At 59.6% G+C, this 13514-nt stretch carries 18 protein-coding genes; 2 read left to right on the top strand and 16 right to left on the bottom strand.

Annotation, left to right across the window (positions count from 1 at the left end; all coding sequences use genetic code 11):
* Positions 1-52: 52 nt before the first annotated feature.
* From AC5ZG1_RS32265 to AC5ZG1_RS32200, 14 genes are all read right to left on the bottom strand, one after another.
* Positions 53-1150, bottom strand: a complete 1098-nt coding sequence (locus AC5ZG1_RS32265) for a phage minor head protein (protein ID WP_496135239.1) — start codon at positions 1148-1150, stop codon at positions 53-55.
* A 3-nt stretch (positions 1151-1153) separates the two neighbouring features.
* Positions 1154-2602 carry a DUF4055 domain-containing protein gene (locus AC5ZG1_RS32260; RefSeq protein ID WP_496135238.1) on the bottom strand — a complete coding sequence of 483 codons (1449 nt, stop codon included), beginning with the start codon at positions 2600-2602 and terminating at the stop codon, positions 1154-1156.
* Entirely contained in the window at positions 2602-3927 is a 1326-nt protein-coding gene (locus AC5ZG1_RS32255; RefSeq protein ID WP_496135237.1) for a PBSX family phage terminase large subunit, read from the bottom strand. The genes AC5ZG1_RS32260 and AC5ZG1_RS32255 overlap by 1 nt, the downstream gene beginning before the upstream one ends.
* On the bottom strand, positions 3924-4421 hold the full coding sequence (locus tag AC5ZG1_RS32250) for a hypothetical protein (RefSeq protein WP_496135236.1): 498 nt from the start codon (positions 4419-4421) through the stop codon (positions 3924-3926). Before AC5ZG1_RS32250 ends, AC5ZG1_RS32255 begins: the two co-directional genes overlap by 4 nt.
* Before the next feature lie 59 nt (positions 4422-4480).
* Complete coding sequence (locus AC5ZG1_RS32245) at positions 4481-4753, bottom strand: hypothetical protein (protein WP_496135235.1); 273 nt, start codon at positions 4751-4753, stop codon at positions 4481-4483.
* Positions 4750-5019 carry a hypothetical protein gene (locus AC5ZG1_RS32240; protein WP_496135234.1) on the bottom strand — a complete coding sequence of 90 codons (270 nt, stop codon included), beginning with the start codon at positions 5017-5019 and terminating at the stop codon, positions 4750-4752. The genes AC5ZG1_RS32245 and AC5ZG1_RS32240 overlap by 4 nt, the downstream gene beginning before the upstream one ends.
* Complete coding sequence (locus tag AC5ZG1_RS32235) at positions 5016-5225, bottom strand: hypothetical protein (protein WP_496135233.1); 210 nt, start codon at positions 5223-5225, stop codon at positions 5016-5018. The genes AC5ZG1_RS32240 and AC5ZG1_RS32235 overlap by 4 nt, the downstream gene beginning before the upstream one ends.
* 247 nt (positions 5226-5472) lie before the next feature.
* A complete protein-coding gene (locus AC5ZG1_RS32230) occupies positions 5473-5748 on the bottom strand; it encodes a hypothetical protein (RefSeq protein WP_496135232.1) in 276 nt (91 codons plus the stop codon).
* A gap of 1 nt (position 5749) precedes the next feature.
* Positions 5750-7087, bottom strand: coding sequence for an RtcB family protein (locus AC5ZG1_RS32225; protein WP_496135231.1), 1338 nt, complete (start codon positions 7085-7087; stop codon positions 5750-5752).
* Positions 7088-7152: 65 nt separating this feature from the next.
* Positions 7153-8769 carry a DEAD/DEAH box helicase gene (locus AC5ZG1_RS32220; RefSeq protein ID WP_496135230.1) on the bottom strand — a complete coding sequence of 539 codons (1617 nt, stop codon included), beginning with the start codon at positions 8767-8769 and terminating at the stop codon, positions 7153-7155.
* A 2-nt stretch (positions 8770-8771) separates the two neighbouring features.
* Complete coding sequence (locus AC5ZG1_RS32215; RefSeq protein ID WP_496135229.1) at positions 8772-9644, bottom strand: NUMOD3 domain-containing DNA-binding protein; 873 nt, start codon at positions 9642-9644, stop codon at positions 8772-8774.
* Position 9645: 1 nt separating this feature from the next.
* Entirely contained in the window at positions 9646-9927 is a 282-nt protein-coding gene (locus AC5ZG1_RS32210) for a hypothetical protein (RefSeq protein ID WP_496135228.1), read from the bottom strand.
* Positions 9924-10403 (bottom strand): DNA N-6-adenine-methyltransferase, encoded by a 480-nt coding sequence (locus tag AC5ZG1_RS32205; protein WP_496135227.1) that lies wholly within the window; start codon positions 10401-10403, stop codon positions 9924-9926. The genes AC5ZG1_RS32210 and AC5ZG1_RS32205 overlap by 4 nt, the downstream gene beginning before the upstream one ends.
* A 197-nt stretch (positions 10404-10600) precedes the next feature.
* Complete coding sequence (locus AC5ZG1_RS32200) at positions 10601-10780, bottom strand: hypothetical protein (protein ID WP_496135226.1); 180 nt, start codon at positions 10778-10780, stop codon at positions 10601-10603.
* A gap of 83 nt (positions 10781-10863) precedes the next feature.
* Here AC5ZG1_RS32200 and AC5ZG1_RS32195 point away from each other — a divergent pair, with 83 nt between their 5' ends.
* The gene (locus AC5ZG1_RS32195) at positions 10864-11106 is read left to right on the top strand and encodes a hypothetical protein (protein WP_496135225.1); all 243 of its coding nucleotides are present in this window, start codon (positions 10864-10866) and stop codon (positions 11104-11106) included.
* Complete coding sequence (locus AC5ZG1_RS32190; protein WP_496135224.1) at positions 11103-11381, top strand: hypothetical protein; 279 nt, start codon at positions 11103-11105, stop codon at positions 11379-11381. The genes AC5ZG1_RS32195 and AC5ZG1_RS32190 overlap by 4 nt, the downstream gene beginning before the upstream one ends.
* Before the next feature lie 9 nt (positions 11382-11390).
* Here the strand turns inward: AC5ZG1_RS32190 and AC5ZG1_RS32185 are convergent, their stop codons facing one another.
* Positions 11391-13196, bottom strand: coding sequence for a hypothetical protein (locus AC5ZG1_RS32185; RefSeq protein WP_496135223.1), 1806 nt, complete (start codon positions 13194-13196; stop codon positions 11391-11393).
* Positions 13196-13504, bottom strand: coding sequence for a hypothetical protein (locus AC5ZG1_RS32180; protein WP_496135222.1), 309 nt, complete (start codon positions 13502-13504; stop codon positions 13196-13198). The genes AC5ZG1_RS32185 and AC5ZG1_RS32180 overlap by 1 nt, the downstream gene beginning before the upstream one ends.
* Between the last annotated feature and the right edge of the window lie 10 nt (positions 13505-13514).

Here is a 13514-nt window from a genome sequence, read left to right as displayed (position 1 = left end):
CTGAACATTTAGCGTCCGCGACTATATCACAACGCAATGTTGACTGTCAACATTACCGGCGTAAGGCTTTTTCGCGGAGCTGTTCGGTGGTAAGAGGGCGGCCGGACTGGTCGAGCAGATCGCGGAAGGTGATCTTGCCGCGGCGCCAGAGGTCGGCTTTTTCGACACCTAACGCTTCGTCTTGTCGAGCGCGGGACTGTTTTCGCAGCCATTCCTCGTAGTTGGTTTTTGCCGGGACTTGGCCATCCATACTTGCGCGGGTCGTCTGCGGAATTTCGTCCGCATCGATGCCTAGTTCACGCCATGACTTCAGAACCGGAACGCTCGTGCTGCGGCATTGCCAATGGGCGGCGCCCGGACCTAAGCCCCATGGCGGGCCGCCGTCCTTCGGCTTGTGTTCGTCGTCGTTCGTGTAGACATGACCATCGTGCGCTTTGCAGATGTCGGACGTGCGCAGATCGAGCGTGGCGTGCCACTGCAACCCGCTGATGATGTCGTCGTTCTTTTCGTACATTGCCGTGCGGGCGGCATTCGCGGCGGTCTGCACCGACGTTCGCACCAGGCGTTCCGCGGAACTGCGCGAAACGTCCATGATGCCGGGTTGACCGTCCTTGCCGCGGACGCGCGCGATCAGGTCGGCGTTCGTCTCGCCAGCGGCGACGCCGATCCGCATCTGGTCAGCGAACCGGTCGACGAGCCCCGTCGCTTGGCGGGACCACCAGTCTTTCGACGGCGCGCCCTGGATAAGGACATCACTGGCGAGCGTCTCCAAGCCCTGGCGCGTAAGCCCGCCGGTGACAAGGTCGATCTGCACCGCGTCGTTGATCGCGTGGCCGGTCCAGACCGCTTCCTGGTCAATAATCTCGCGGATTTCCTGCGCCATGAGCACCGACGCGCCGCGGTAACTGGCGCGGACCGCCGCGCGGACGGAGTCGAGTAGCTTTTCCAGTCGGCGCCGCTGTGCCGACGTCTGCCCGACGCCGGTCGGATCGGTCTTGGCGATTGCAGCGACCAATTCGCCTTCCAGATCGGCCAGGATCGCAAGCACCTTGTTTCGGGTACCGGCTTCTAGCCGCAGCAAGTCGACCGCCCGTTCGATATAGAGGTCGACCAGCGTTTCATTGGCAGAGGGTAGGGTGGTGGTGACCATGGCTTATTCGGCCGCCTGTGCGGCCGGCGACGAGAGGTCCATTCCCTTGCCGGGCGGGACGCCGTTCGATAGGTCCGGCGCCTCGCTTTCAATGCGGCTTGCCACGGTCTCCGGATCAACGTCCTCTGCGAAGATACCGCGCCGCTTTCCTTCGTTGACGTAGGTTTCATTGTCGATTTTGCCGGCAATGCGGGCCTGCGTGATCGATTGCCAGGTGGCGAGATCTCCAGTGATGCCAAACTCTTTGTTGACGACCACAGACCCGCCGGCCAGTGCGGGAAGCCCGGCAAACTGCGCCATGAACCCCAACGCCGCTTCGAGCGCGTCCTGCAGCGCGGTCGCCATCATGGCTAGGGGGCTGTTTTCCTTCGCGTTGTCGCGGATCTCGCCCGTGGCTGTCTGTCCCGGCTTGTCGATGAGCAATTGCAAACCGAGATTTTGCATTTGCGCTTCAAGATTGGCCAAGTCCTTGTCGCCCGCACCAATCGCCGCGCCGGTATGCTCGACGTAAGTCAATTTGGCGTTAGGGTCGGTTGCACGGATCATTTCCGACACACCAACGACGATTTTGTCATCCGTGCTGAACCCCGCACCGAACAGGATCGGCACGCGTGCGACGTGGAGAATGTTCCGTTGATCGCTGCTCGATTGCCAGTGCGTGATGTTCAATTCCGCCATCTTGGCGAGCGGCGGCGCACCGGTCATGAAGCCGGTTCGATTGATGTAGATCGGCACAAGCGTGATGGAGGGAATGGAAATATCGCCGGACTCGTGAACGATCCAAGTGCTGCTGTTTGCTGGCTTGCGATAGGTCTGCCAGATGCAACCGGTACCGAGTTCATTCAGCGAGACGACGCGAATCTGATCGATTTCTTTTTCACCCCATTCGCCGTCGTCTTCCTTCGCGCATTCTTTGATGCGGATTTGCGTCAGCTTCACCGCACCCTCGTCGATCGTCGTTTTCCAACCGATCAAATTCTCGACGGGAACATAGGTTAGATAGGGGCGCCACTTCGCCGCTTGGTAGTCAGCGAGCGTCGGTGCCGCGCCGTCTTTGCGAGTCGGGGCCGGCGGCGCGTCGACGAAAATATACCCTATGCCAGGTTGCAGTGCGTCCTTGAAGGCATGGCACGCGAACACGTTGATATGCTGTCCGGCGTTGTCGATGTTTTCTGCCCATTCCTTCAGTTGCGGTGCGACGTCATCCTTGAGAATGACGGGCTTAACAAACACCTTGCCGGCCATGTCTTCGACGGTCTTTCCGACCGCATTGAAAAGTACGGTGCGTTTCAGGCGCGCGTCATATGCGCCTTGCGACTCGGCTTCCTCTTTCGGGAGATGTTTTTCGCCCGCGGCGCGCATCGCCTTCGTGCCGGCGACGAGCGTGCGGATCGGCTCGGCACATTCGACCATGTCGGTCTGCGCCTTGATAGGTGTGGAAACATCGGCCATTAGATTCGAAGCTCCTGACGGCTGGTGGTGCGAGCGCGACGCACGTTTTCTGTTGCGTACCTAGCTGAGTCGATCTCGTGATTTTTCTTATCCTCAAGCACATTCGTAATCTCGCCCGTGTGCGGGTCGATCTTGAAGGAATAATGCTCGAATTCATCGACGGTGTGCTTGCACTCGGGATGAATCACGATGTCGTATTGCTGTAGAAACGTGATGCCTTCCTCGACGGAGCCCGGCCCTTTTATTGCCGGCTGCACGTTGAAGCCGTGACGCTTCATGTACGAAATTGTTTCCGGTCGCGCGCTGTCAGCAATGAATGGCACGCGACGTGCGAGTGATCGCCAGTTCGGGTCCTTTGCCTTGGCTTCGCTCCAATCAGGATCAAGCTTATCGAACAGCGCAGGCGTGCGATCGATTTCGCAACCAATCGCCCAAACCTCGCGCCAGATGTAGAGCGTACGCCCTTCGATGAAACAGATCAGACCGACGGTGGGATCCTGAGAGAAACCCCAATCAGCGCCGCCGTAGAGAATCGTTCCGGGCTTCGGCGCAGGGAAATCATCGGCATCAGCAACGCGCCAGTTCTTGAAGACGCGCGCCTGACTGTTCTTTTCGTACTCGCCGCCCCAAACGTGCGCGTACATATCGCGATCACGCTTGAAATCGTAATCCTTGTCGGCCGCCATCTCGGTGCCGTAGAACCATGGATTGTCTTGCCAGTTGGCCTCAACAACGATTGCCCCCGGCGGCGGGGACCATTTATCCTTCGCCCGCAACTCGTGTGACTTTTTCGAGTTGCCGCGCAGGAAGTCGTCGACCGGGTCGTCGGCCTTCCGCGGGTTCCAAGTGAACCAAATTTCCGATCCGGTCTTGCGCATTGTCGGCCGCAGCGTGCGCAGGGACGTTTCCGAAAGCGTCTGCGCTTCTTCGACCCACGCCACGTCATAGCTTTCCAGTGACTTCAACGAATCGGCCGTGTGGTTCTGCATGCCCGAAAAGATGATCAGGCCGCCGCCCGGCGTCTTGATTTCCGCCTTCTGGATCTCGAATAGATGACCAACGCCGAGCGCCTGAATCTTAGACTCGATGACGCGCTTTGCGGATTGCGCTAGGGACTTCTGGATTTCGCGAATGCAGACGGCATGTGTGCCTGGCTCGGCGACGCATTTTTCCACTAGCATTTCAGCAAAACCCCAACTCTTACCGGAGCCGCGGCCGCCGTGGGCACCCTTGTAACGCGACGGGCGCAATAGCGACAGCATCCACCGCGGCGTGGGGATTTCCACAGTACGGCCGCACCGCATCTTGAGGGGACCGGCGGTCATTCCGCCGTCTCCATGGCGGGCTCGGGTGCCTTCGGGTCGATCACGCGACGGACGATCTCGCGTATCGGTTCATCACCTTCACCTGCAGTCGGCAAAGCCGCGCCCCTAACAGAGGCTTTCGGCGCGTACGCTCCGGCCTGTTCCTTTGCAACCTGTTCGTAGAGTTTGGCCGCCAGTTCATGCGAGCCCTGGCCACCGCGATCGCGTACCGATTCCGCCATGAGCAAAAGGTTCACCTGACGACGAATCGGGTTGAGCGCCGGCGCGATTTTCTCGGGGTTCTGCGTAAGGTCATCCACGGCCTTAGCGAAAATCCCGTGTTCCTCCGGAGAGAGAACAACGATGCTCGGGTCACACGAATAGACATCTTCGGGGCGACATGCAGTATCGCGCCAAGCAATGGCGAATTTCGCGCAAATGTCAGCGACCGAATATCCATATGCCAGACGAGTAATTATAAATTCCCGCTGCGCGCTCGTGTGCTTGCTGGCCATGCTCCTTTAACGCTGGCCGAATACGTAGCGGCAAGTATATAGCAGAAGTATGTTGACTGTCAACAATCCGCATCGATGGTCGGAACCGTCCCCACACCCAACATGACGGGCGGGTGGCGCGTTCCGTAAATCCACAACTTCACCGGAGCGCCGGCGGCGATGGCCTGCAGTTCTTCCGGCGTCGGAAACCAGACGGACGACATGAGCAGAGCGCCAGATTCGGTCGGCTCCGCCAGGATGGAGAGCGACGCGCAATTGCCATCGCGATCCTTGTCCCAATTCTCGGGAGCGGCGAGGGTGCAGTTCGCGCCTTCGATGCGACCGGGGATCATGAGTCGCGCAGTTTCTTTAGCCAGCGATCGCAATTGCGCTGGCGCAGATAGGCGCGGTCCCATTCGACGGCGACGCGCACACCTTCCGGTGTTAGCGAAGCATAACCATGGGCGTGCCACGCTAGGCCGGCCCTGCACAGATCGCCGCGACCGTTCTTGGAGCAGATGTTACCGTCCCACGTCGGACCATTGACGTAGAGTTGCCCGAGCACTTCGATTGCGGCGGACGACAGCGGGGTCGTTTGAAATAGTTGTGTGGTGCTCACGCCGTCACCGCCCTTGTCCGGCGCCGGGGCGGGAATCCCAACTCGCCGATATTGCTGCGAATGAACCAGAAGCCCGGAAAGTTCGGGTCCTGGTAGCGCTGCACGGCGATGCCGTGATAGCCGCGGTCACGCCAATGTTGCGTGATGATGTCGACTAGGCGCGATGAGCCTTTGTTGGTGTAGGTGTCAGATTCGAGTCGGGGCATTGCACGTCAGGGGTTTGCTTCGATGCGCAAAGAGTGCCTGACGTAATGTTGACTGTCAACATAAATTATTCGGCGGTCTTTCCGGTTTGATGCCACCGCACGATACGCTCGCGCTCAGCACCATCGATCCCGTTCAACCAGAGTCCAGCTCTCAACGATGTGTTGTCGGCGGCTCTCAAGATCGGTCCGGCGACCAATAACCAGATTCCACCGACGAGCAGAACGACTCCGAAAAGCCAAATCTCGCTCACTGTCCATTCTCCGCCAGGACGCGGTAGGTGTATGCGCGACTGACCCCCAACACTACAGCAATCCGCGCCGGCGCGATGCCCTGCTTGGCCAGCCCGACAATCATCCGCGGCTTGTCGCTGGTGCAGGTGCGCGGCTTGCGCTTCCGATTGGGCCGGTGTTCGCGCAAGATGCCGTAGACGTAGCCGGGTGAGACGGAGAGGGCGCGTGAAATCTCGGCGACCGATTCGCCGCGGTCGGCCAGGGCGAGAATTTGGGCGAGGGTGGTGGTCACGTCAGTCCTTCCACGGGTCAAATTCGCCCTCTCCGGCCATCGCAACGGCGAACGGTCGCAATGTATGCAGCACCTTCACCGTACCGGCATGCTGCGCGAGCACTTCCGGCAAACGGCGATATGCCATCGGACTTTCGTCGAGGTCGGCACCGATCAGCGTCACACCGCGTTCGGTAAGCCAGCGGTCCATTTCTTCGCGAGCGAATCGGCGTTTGGCTTCCTTGCGACCGAACAATCGACCGGCTCCATGGACGGTCGAATAGAGCGACGCTTTCGCCTCCGGACTGTCCATGCCCTCCAAGATTACGGCATCATCGCCCATCGAGCCGCCGACGAACCCGCGCTGACCGGGAAAAGCGGGTGTCGCGCCCTTGCGAACGACCCACAGGTCTTTTCCATCGTGTGTCTCGCGCCAGGCGTAGTTGTGGTGGTTGTGAACGGTCTCGGTGATATTTCCACCGATGATCTGGCGAACGCGCTCAACTACCCATTCGCGACCAGCGTAGGAATAGCGGCCGGCGAGTTGCATCGCCGCGATGTAGCGTCGTCCGAGTTCGGAATCTTCGTCGACCACTGCGGGCGGAACATTCATTCCGTCTTTGCCGCCGGCCGCCTTCAAGTAACGCGTCGCGCTCGTGTGCCCGAGCCCGCGGCTGCCGAAATGGACACCGATCCAAACGAAGCCATCTTCGTCGTGCATCAGATCGACATAATGGTTTCCGGAACCAACGGTGCCGAGTTGACCGACGGCTTTCTGGCGATAGGTTTCCATGTCCGACTCTCGCCAAGCATCTGCGTCATCGAACAACTCGTGTTCTACGCGCTCGACATTGGTGCGACCGACACCGAAGGAAATCGCCCTCGCCACGTCGCGGATGATCGTCGGAACAATGGCGCTGATTTCGTCGAACGGAACGTCGAGCCGCGCCGCCATGTTGCCACAGCCGATGTCGAAGCCCACACCCGAGATGCTGATTTGCTTTTCATAAGCGATCACGCCGCCGACCGGCTGCGCATAGCCTAAATGACCATCGGCACAGATGACGCCCGACACGACATTTCCAACCGACATGCAATTGCGCATTTGCGCGATCGTTGCTTCGTCATGTTCGCCGAACACCTTAAGCGGGGCATTCCGAAAACGCGCTTCCTGCGGACGCAGATTGACGATCTCGGCCGCCGCCGCTTCTGTTTCCCGTGCGAGATGCTCTTTACGTGCAACGTCACGATACAGGCACCAAGCAGGCTGTCCGCGACTCTCACCGACGCGCGAATCGGGGTCAACGCCAGCAGCAAGGCACAGTTCACGCGCTCGGTCTTGATAAGGGTCTTTTCTCATGTGTCACCTGTTCTCGAATTCTGTCACCCTAGCATCCCAATACTGACTGTCAACATATATTTACACTACGCAGCCGCTGCCGGCATCGGCACCGGCAGCACCACGCCATCAACCGTCACCTGCAGCGCACTGGTCAACGACGAGCCATTGCGCTTCAACAGCGCCGCGATCTGTCCAGCCTCAGTGCGCAGCCATCGCGCGTCGATCGCATGGCCAGCCAGCGCCGCAGGCAATTCCCATTGGTCACCGTTGATGTCTGCCAGGATCGCCGTTCCCTCTTTCGAGGACCACGCCTTGCGAATGGGGATCCACCCGCCGGCCTTCTCGCCGAGCGGCCGGAACGCCGCGATCAGCGCCGCGCCGCTCGGGGTCTCCAAGAGTTTCGCGGCTGGTTTCGCTTCGCCCGCGCCGCCGGTCCGCATGTCGTGTTTGCAGTGCGGGCAATCGAGCGTTCCCTTGGCGATGTCCACCAGGCACGCTGGGCACAGCTTGGTCATGACTGCGTCGCAGGACCAGCAAGTGCGTGCGGCGCTCGGAACGCGGGCGCTGCAAGCTTCACACGAAACCAGCTTTAGCTTGGTGTCTTTGGGGCGGATGAAGTCTAGCGGGCCGTGTTGACTGACGAGGTCTGCAAAATCATAGAAAAGACAATCCCTCTTTCCGGCCGCAATGCTCGCCTCGATGTTCCCGCCGATCGTCCGGAGCCCGCGGCCGGCCATCTGAATGAAAAGACCTAGCGACATTGTCCGACGACGGAAGCACACCAAATCAATGCGCTGCGAATCGAAACCCGTGGTGAGCGCTTCTACATTGACCAGGGCACGCAATTGCCCGCGGTTGAATGCGTCGATGATGGCTTCGCGGTTTCGCGTTTTGTCGATGATGGCGGCGGCAGGAATTCCCCATGCGGTGAGACGTTCCGCCATTGCAAGCGCCGCCTTCTGTGACGCTTCAAAAATCAGCCACGCCTTACGGTCTGCTCCGCCGATTTTCATCTGCGCTATGTGAGAGTCCATCAGCGCAATCATCTGATCGTCTTGTGACGCTGCCGTATATTCTCCCGCGTTCTTTTTCAGTTTTGAGACGTCGACTTTATCGCAAGCCTCTGCTGAAAAGGCATTGACCAAATATCCGTCTCCAATTCCGTCAACGATCGAGTATGTGTAAGCGACCGCATCGAAAGGTGCGTCCTCACCTTCGGTCAAGGAGCCGCCCTGCAGACGGAACACTGTTCCAGAGAACCCGGCGATGCGCGCGTGCGGAAAACCACGCAGAAATTCGCGATACATCCCGGACGATGCGTGCGGGATCAAATGCGCTTCGTCTATGAAGATGTTGTGGATCGGACCAAACGCGTGAGCGCTGCGATAGACGCTTTGAATCATGGCACTGATTACAGGCGCTCGCCAGGTGCGCTCACCTAGTTTAGCCGCGTTGATCCCACATTGTAGACCCAAGGTCGTACACGCCTTCCAGTCCTGTTTCGTCAACTCTTGCCGATGAGTCAGAATGAGGCTTCGCTCACCACGGACACAACCGCGCCGAGCCAATTCCGCTATGGTGAGTGACTTTCCGGACCCGACACACATGTCGTCCAACGGGCGTTTGATTCCAGCTCGCCAGGCGTTCTCAATGGCATCAGCAGCCGCAGTTTGATGCGGGCGAAATTGAAAGTTGGTCATTGTCAGATTCCGCCTTTACGCCTCTGTCGCGATGCGAGCAGCGCTGGCGGAATCGCATCGCGCTGCGCCTGACTCCACTTCTTTCCTTTGTGGGCGGCACTCATTCGCGCCCGTTGTTCCGGTGTTCTTTTCTGCCCTGTGCGGGCTGCGGCGGATTTTGCGATAGCTTCCGCCGACATTTTCTTCCCGGTGTTCGCAATGCGTAACTTCTCTATTTCTTCGGGTGTGCGCCTTTTACCTAGCTTCGCGGCGCGCTGTCTCTCACGTGTTTCCGCTGAAGCTTTGACGCCTCGTCTACGAAGCCCCATCGCTAAGCGCAATTCTTCTCCCTTTTCGCCGACGTACCTAGCGCCTTGGACAGCGCGCATCTTGGCGATAGATTCGGGAGAGTGCTTGCGCCCAAGCATCTTTGCTCGACCTTTCTCAACCGACTCCAATGAACGCTTGCGACCCATACCGATAGCGCTCAGCTTCGCCCGCGTTTCTTCGGTGTGCATCGGTCTGCCTTTGAACATCGCGCTCAATTTCCGGCGCGTTTCCTCCGAAACGATGCGACCGGGTACACCCTGACCGCCCGACGTCACATTGACGCACTTGGGATTGATCGATCGAAGAATATCGATATGAACCCGTTCGTAATCCCACCAGGGACCGCCGGCAGGGACGACATCAATCACATGAAGGCTCACGCCGCCCGTACATTCGCGAATGCGGACATATACCGGTCGATCGGTTTCTTTCGAAGATTCGTACAGATGAACCTTCAAACGCTGATGAGGAAGAATAATCGTCTTTCCGCAATAGAACGGTTCGCCAGTAGCATTATCAACGAGCCAATAAATCAGCGTCGGTCGGTCGTCCTTTCGCCTACGCATCTCACGCCGCCGCCCGTTCCCGCTCCGCAATCAGCTCGCCGCGGCGCTTCTCGTTATCGATCGCCATACGCGCGTGTTTCCGGTGCGACGCAAACCGATCCCAAAATCGATCGGGCTTCGCCGTGAGCCAGGACGTAATCGGTTGCCACCGGTAGCGCACACGGGAAAGCGGCCGGAAGTAATATTGCATGCTCACACGACCGGTGCTGCTGTGCTTCGTGACGGCCAGGTGCCACTCATGATCGTCGAACAGGAGGTTAGGGGAGCGATAGAGTTGAGTCATGAAAGCACCACGAGTTGGCCAGCAATTCCGGAATTGCGCAATGCGTCGACGTTCGTCGCGCCGTATGCGACAAGACACGACGGCGCACCCGCGTTCGCATCGGCTCGACGCCCATCTGGATGATGGAAATGGATTCGCCCCTCAAGAAACAGAACAGCGTCGGCCGCGCGCCAAATCGTCTCAAAGAACCATGCTGTTTCGGTCCGCGCGAATGTCAACGCGATGCCGTTGCCGTGCTGCACGAGCTTTCGCAACCAAATTACCGCGTCACGCGAGTAGGGTGGATTGCACCAAACTCGTCCGAACCACGGTTGCGCTAGACCGTCCTGTTCCTTCGAATAGTTCACCGTCGCCGTTTTCCACGGCATGACTGGCGGACAGCACGGGTCCAGATCGAACGATCCGAGTGCGCGGATGATAGATGGGGGCGTAAGCCACGTGTCCGAAATCATCGCCGCGCTCTGGTGACTTCCCATGCCCATTCGTCACCACACCAGCATGTCACCGAACGCGGCGTGCGCCACAAGCGCCATGGCGGCGATCTCGACGCATAGGAGCACGAGCCACCTAGCCACGGGCTTGCTCCGTCGCGATCGTGTGCGCCTCTGACCAAGGCAGTCCGGCATTGAGCAGCAGGTTCAGAATGTATCGATACGATCGGGCTTTCACGTGCTCACCGTTGATGTTTCAACTTGCCGACGCTCGCGCGCTCGATGAGCGACTCGGTCATGATGCGCGCGACTTCCGCCTTGGTTTCCGCGTGCGTCGGCGCTCTGCCGAGCCTGGCCGCAAGCTTCGCGTAGATCGTGTGAGGGCCGGCGTTGTGCCATGTGACCGTGACTTGCATGACCATGAGAATAGCCATGCAATGAGGACTGTCAACATAAATGTATAGCGGCGCGTTGAATTTTCCACCCGCGCCTATATCTTCCCGTCATGTCGCAGTCCCGAGACGCCCCCAAGCCGTTCTCCAAGCCCTGGCGCATCGTCGAGCACGCCGAGTCATTCGAGGTGCAGGATTCCGCCCAACGCAACCTTTGCTTCGTCTATTTCGAGGATGACCCAACGCGCCGCGGGTTCATGCGTCGACTGTCCAAGCACGACGCGCGCAGGATGGCGGAGCAGATCCTGCGATTGCCCGAGCTGGTGCGGATTGAGCGGGAAGCGCGCAACCGATGAGCGGTTGGGATCGGGAGTTCGAGACGGCCATCCCCACGCCGTCGGGCGATCTGGTCACGCTTGGCGACGCCGGCCGCTACATCGATGCGCTACCTGCCGACCAGAAAGCACATGAGCACTGGCAAGCCGCCTGCGAGGCGCTGCTACTGGTTGTCGAGACTGACGGGCCGACGATGCTTGCGCGGATCGGGATGCTGCGAGCGCTTCACTATGGGGAGGCTCGGGAGGTGCGGCGCAGACACGCGAAGAAGTATCGGATTATTGGCTCCCCCTGAGAGAGTGGACTACGCCGCCTTAGCGTATGTCGCCAAGATCTGAGGCTGTGCCGCTGCGGCGCCCGTCCAGAACGGCTCGAAGGTCGCGTAGCGCCCGCCATAGGTGAGAAAGAGATCATTGACGACCGATGCTTCGTTGCCGTCAGGCAAGAGCAGGTTCATGGCGTTGCCGTCGATCCGCCAGCCGATCCGGTATGGCGTTCCGTCCTTCGCAAGCGTGAAATCGTAGGGGATTGAGACTTTTACCGGCACGCTATTGAGATACGTCGCCACATCCACCTGATTGTCGATGAAGATGATGTGCAACGTCGGTCCTAATACGATGTCCGCCGCGCCTCCGAGACCATTCGGGTTTGCGATCAAACCAACGCTGCCGTTGTTCGCCGTGCCAGCTCCGAACTTGATGATTGCTCCCATCTCGATGACGCGCTTTCCGGCTCCCAAATCATAGCCAGGATAAGCTGCTGTGTTGGCATTGCCACTGTCAGCAGCCACAATGGCGTTGCTGGAAATCGTCGGAGTAACGACCGCGCCACCGGTCGGCGGGGCTGTAACCCACGGCTCGCCTGTCCACAGTGATCCAAGCGCGCCGTCAGGCCGCATGAAGTCGTCAAACGATACAACATTGCGCGGCAAGATGACTTGGACGCCGGGCCAGACAGCAAAAGTCGAGAGACGACCATTCCACTGGTCCGAGCCATCGGCTTTGCAGCCGAGATAGGCCGTCGCGTATTGCACGCCGCCGGCAATCGAGACGACAGGTTTTCCGTTATAGCGCAGATCGACGTTGCCGCCCGGCGCCGCCGCAATGGTCGCGGTGCCGACCATCCTATCGGGCCACCGACCAAGCAACTGCGGAGAACCTTCGACCCCAGCGGCAGCAACCGCCGCATATAGCTGGCGGCTGCTGCGGTATAGCCGAACGCCATTGCCGCTGCCGTCAACGAGGTTGAGCAATGTGCCGTCGTTCAACCCGCCCACGGCCTGAATTTGGAACGTGTTGCAGTTGGCAGGAATCGGCGTCGAATAGGTATCCGCTGGCCGCGTTGCGGCCGAACTGAACGACAGTACCTTGCCGCTCTTGAAGCAATCCGGCTTCCCGATCAGGAACGTGATATCAACCGCGTTTCCAGCAGTGAAGACAAACCCGAAATATGGACAGAGCCGCGCGCCGACCGTGACGGCAGCGATGTTGTATTGCCGTGTTTCCGCTGCCGATATTTTCGGCGTGATCGATTTGATCTTCGTGTTCGAAAACGTTCCGCCCGATGTGCGCTCGACGTAGCCGACGCGAACCGAGCTGACATTGATCTTGCCGCCGGCAGCAATCGCGACCGAGAGCGCGGAAGTCCATGTCTCCCCTACATTACAGACGATTTGGGTGATAGATTCCCATTGCAGCAGATATTCGCCGCTACCAGATGGCGTGCCAGAAAAGCGCAACGTCATGCCCGGTGACCCGTCCGCCATCGTACCGGCCCCGACCGTGATCGTGAGGCCCGCAGTGCTGCTGCTGTTGCCCGTCTGACAGTTGGTCGGAAGCGCGCCGCCGGAACCGAGAACGCCCGGCACCAATCCTGTCATTGTTGGATTGCGTACAGCGTTGCCATAGGCTTCTTCCGAGTACGCGCCGGACAATCCGCCAGCCGCAACCCGTAGACCGGCGATGGCCGCCGTGTTCAAGTATCTCGGAATGGCGAAATCAATACCGGCTGATGCGCCGGGCGCAAAAGGCAGCCCGTTCACTCCCCCAAGGGGACCAGCCGCCACCGACGCCGAATAATCCAGCCCGAACCCAATGCCGAGTCGCTGCATCAGGTCACGGCCTTGACGTTGACCTTGTCGCCGGTCTTGGGGTGGATCGGATAGGAGACTGCGCCGGCACCGACGCACACGCCCGCGCTCGTGGTCGGGAAACTCTCGGCGGTCGCCGCAGCGTCGGGCGTCGTACCCCAAGCGGCCGCAACCATGCTCGTTTCACCGTTGCCAATAATGACGATCTCACCGTCCTCGCGAGTCGCCGTGGTCGTGCCCGGCACCGTGATATTTTCACGGACGCGAACGCGGCCCATCCCGACGACTCCGGCGCCCTGCGGCCTCACGAACGAAACGACGACGGTCATATCGGAATCC

This window comes from Bradyrhizobium sp. Leo78 (assembly GCF_059512425.1).
This window is presented reverse-complemented; position numbering and strand designations above follow the sequence as displayed.

What these genes read in the sequence shown, in the direction of transcription:
- AC5ZG1_RS32265 (WP_496135239.1), bottom strand. Translation starts at nt 1,150, where the DNA reads ATGGTCACCACCACCCTACCCTCTGCCAATGAAACGCTGGTCGACCTC.
- AC5ZG1_RS32260 (WP_496135238.1), bottom strand. Translation starts at nt 2,602, where the DNA reads ATGGCCGATGTTTCCACACCTATCAAGGCGCAGACCGACATGGTCGAA.
- AC5ZG1_RS32255 (WP_496135237.1), bottom strand. Translation starts at nt 3,927, where the DNA reads ATGACCGCCGGTCCCCTCAAGATGCGGTGCGGCCGTACTGTGGAAATC.
- AC5ZG1_RS32250 (WP_496135236.1), bottom strand. Translation starts at nt 4,421, where the DNA reads ATGGCCAGCAAGCACACGAGCGCGCAGCGGGAATTTATAATTACTCGT.
- AC5ZG1_RS32245 (WP_496135235.1), bottom strand. Translation starts at nt 4,753, where the DNA reads ATGATCCCCGGTCGCATCGAAGGCGCGAACTGCACCCTCGCCGCTCCC.
- AC5ZG1_RS32235 (WP_496135233.1), bottom strand. Translation starts at nt 5,225, where the DNA reads ATGCCCCGACTCGAATCTGACACCTACACCAACAAAGGCTCATCGCGC.
- AC5ZG1_RS32225 (WP_496135231.1), bottom strand. Translation starts at nt 7,087, where the DNA reads ATGAGAAAAGACCCTTATCAAGACCGAGCGCGTGAACTGTGCCTTGCT.
- AC5ZG1_RS32220 (WP_496135230.1), bottom strand. Translation starts at nt 8,769, where the DNA reads ATGACCAACTTTCAATTTCGCCCGCATCAAACTGCGGCTGCTGATGCC.
- AC5ZG1_RS32215 (WP_496135229.1), bottom strand. Translation starts at nt 9,644, where the DNA reads ATGCGTAGGCGAAAGGACGACCGACCGACGCTGATTTATTGGCTCGTT.
- AC5ZG1_RS32210 (WP_496135228.1), bottom strand. Translation starts at nt 9,927, where the DNA reads ATGACTCAACTCTATCGCTCCCCTAACCTCCTGTTCGACGATCATGAG.
- AC5ZG1_RS32205 (WP_496135227.1), bottom strand. Translation starts at nt 10,403, where the DNA reads ATGGGAAGTCACCAGAGCGCGGCGATGATTTCGGACACGTGGCTTACG.
- AC5ZG1_RS32200 (WP_496135226.1), bottom strand. Translation starts at nt 10,780, where the DNA reads ATGGTCATGCAAGTCACGGTCACATGGCACAACGCCGGCCCTCACACG.
- AC5ZG1_RS32195 (WP_496135225.1), top strand. Translation starts at nt 10,864, where the DNA reads ATGTCGCAGTCCCGAGACGCCCCCAAGCCGTTCTCCAAGCCCTGGCGC.
- AC5ZG1_RS32190 (WP_496135224.1), top strand. Translation starts at nt 11,103, where the DNA reads ATGAGCGGTTGGGATCGGGAGTTCGAGACGGCCATCCCCACGCCGTCG.
- AC5ZG1_RS32185 (WP_496135223.1), bottom strand. Translation starts at nt 13,196, where the DNA reads ATGCAGCGACTCGGCATTGGGTTCGGGCTGGATTATTCGGCGTCGGTG.
- AC5ZG1_RS32180 (WP_496135222.1), bottom strand. Translation starts at nt 13,504, where the DNA reads ATGACCGTCGTCGTTTCGTTCGTGAGGCCGCAGGGCGCCGGAGTCGTC.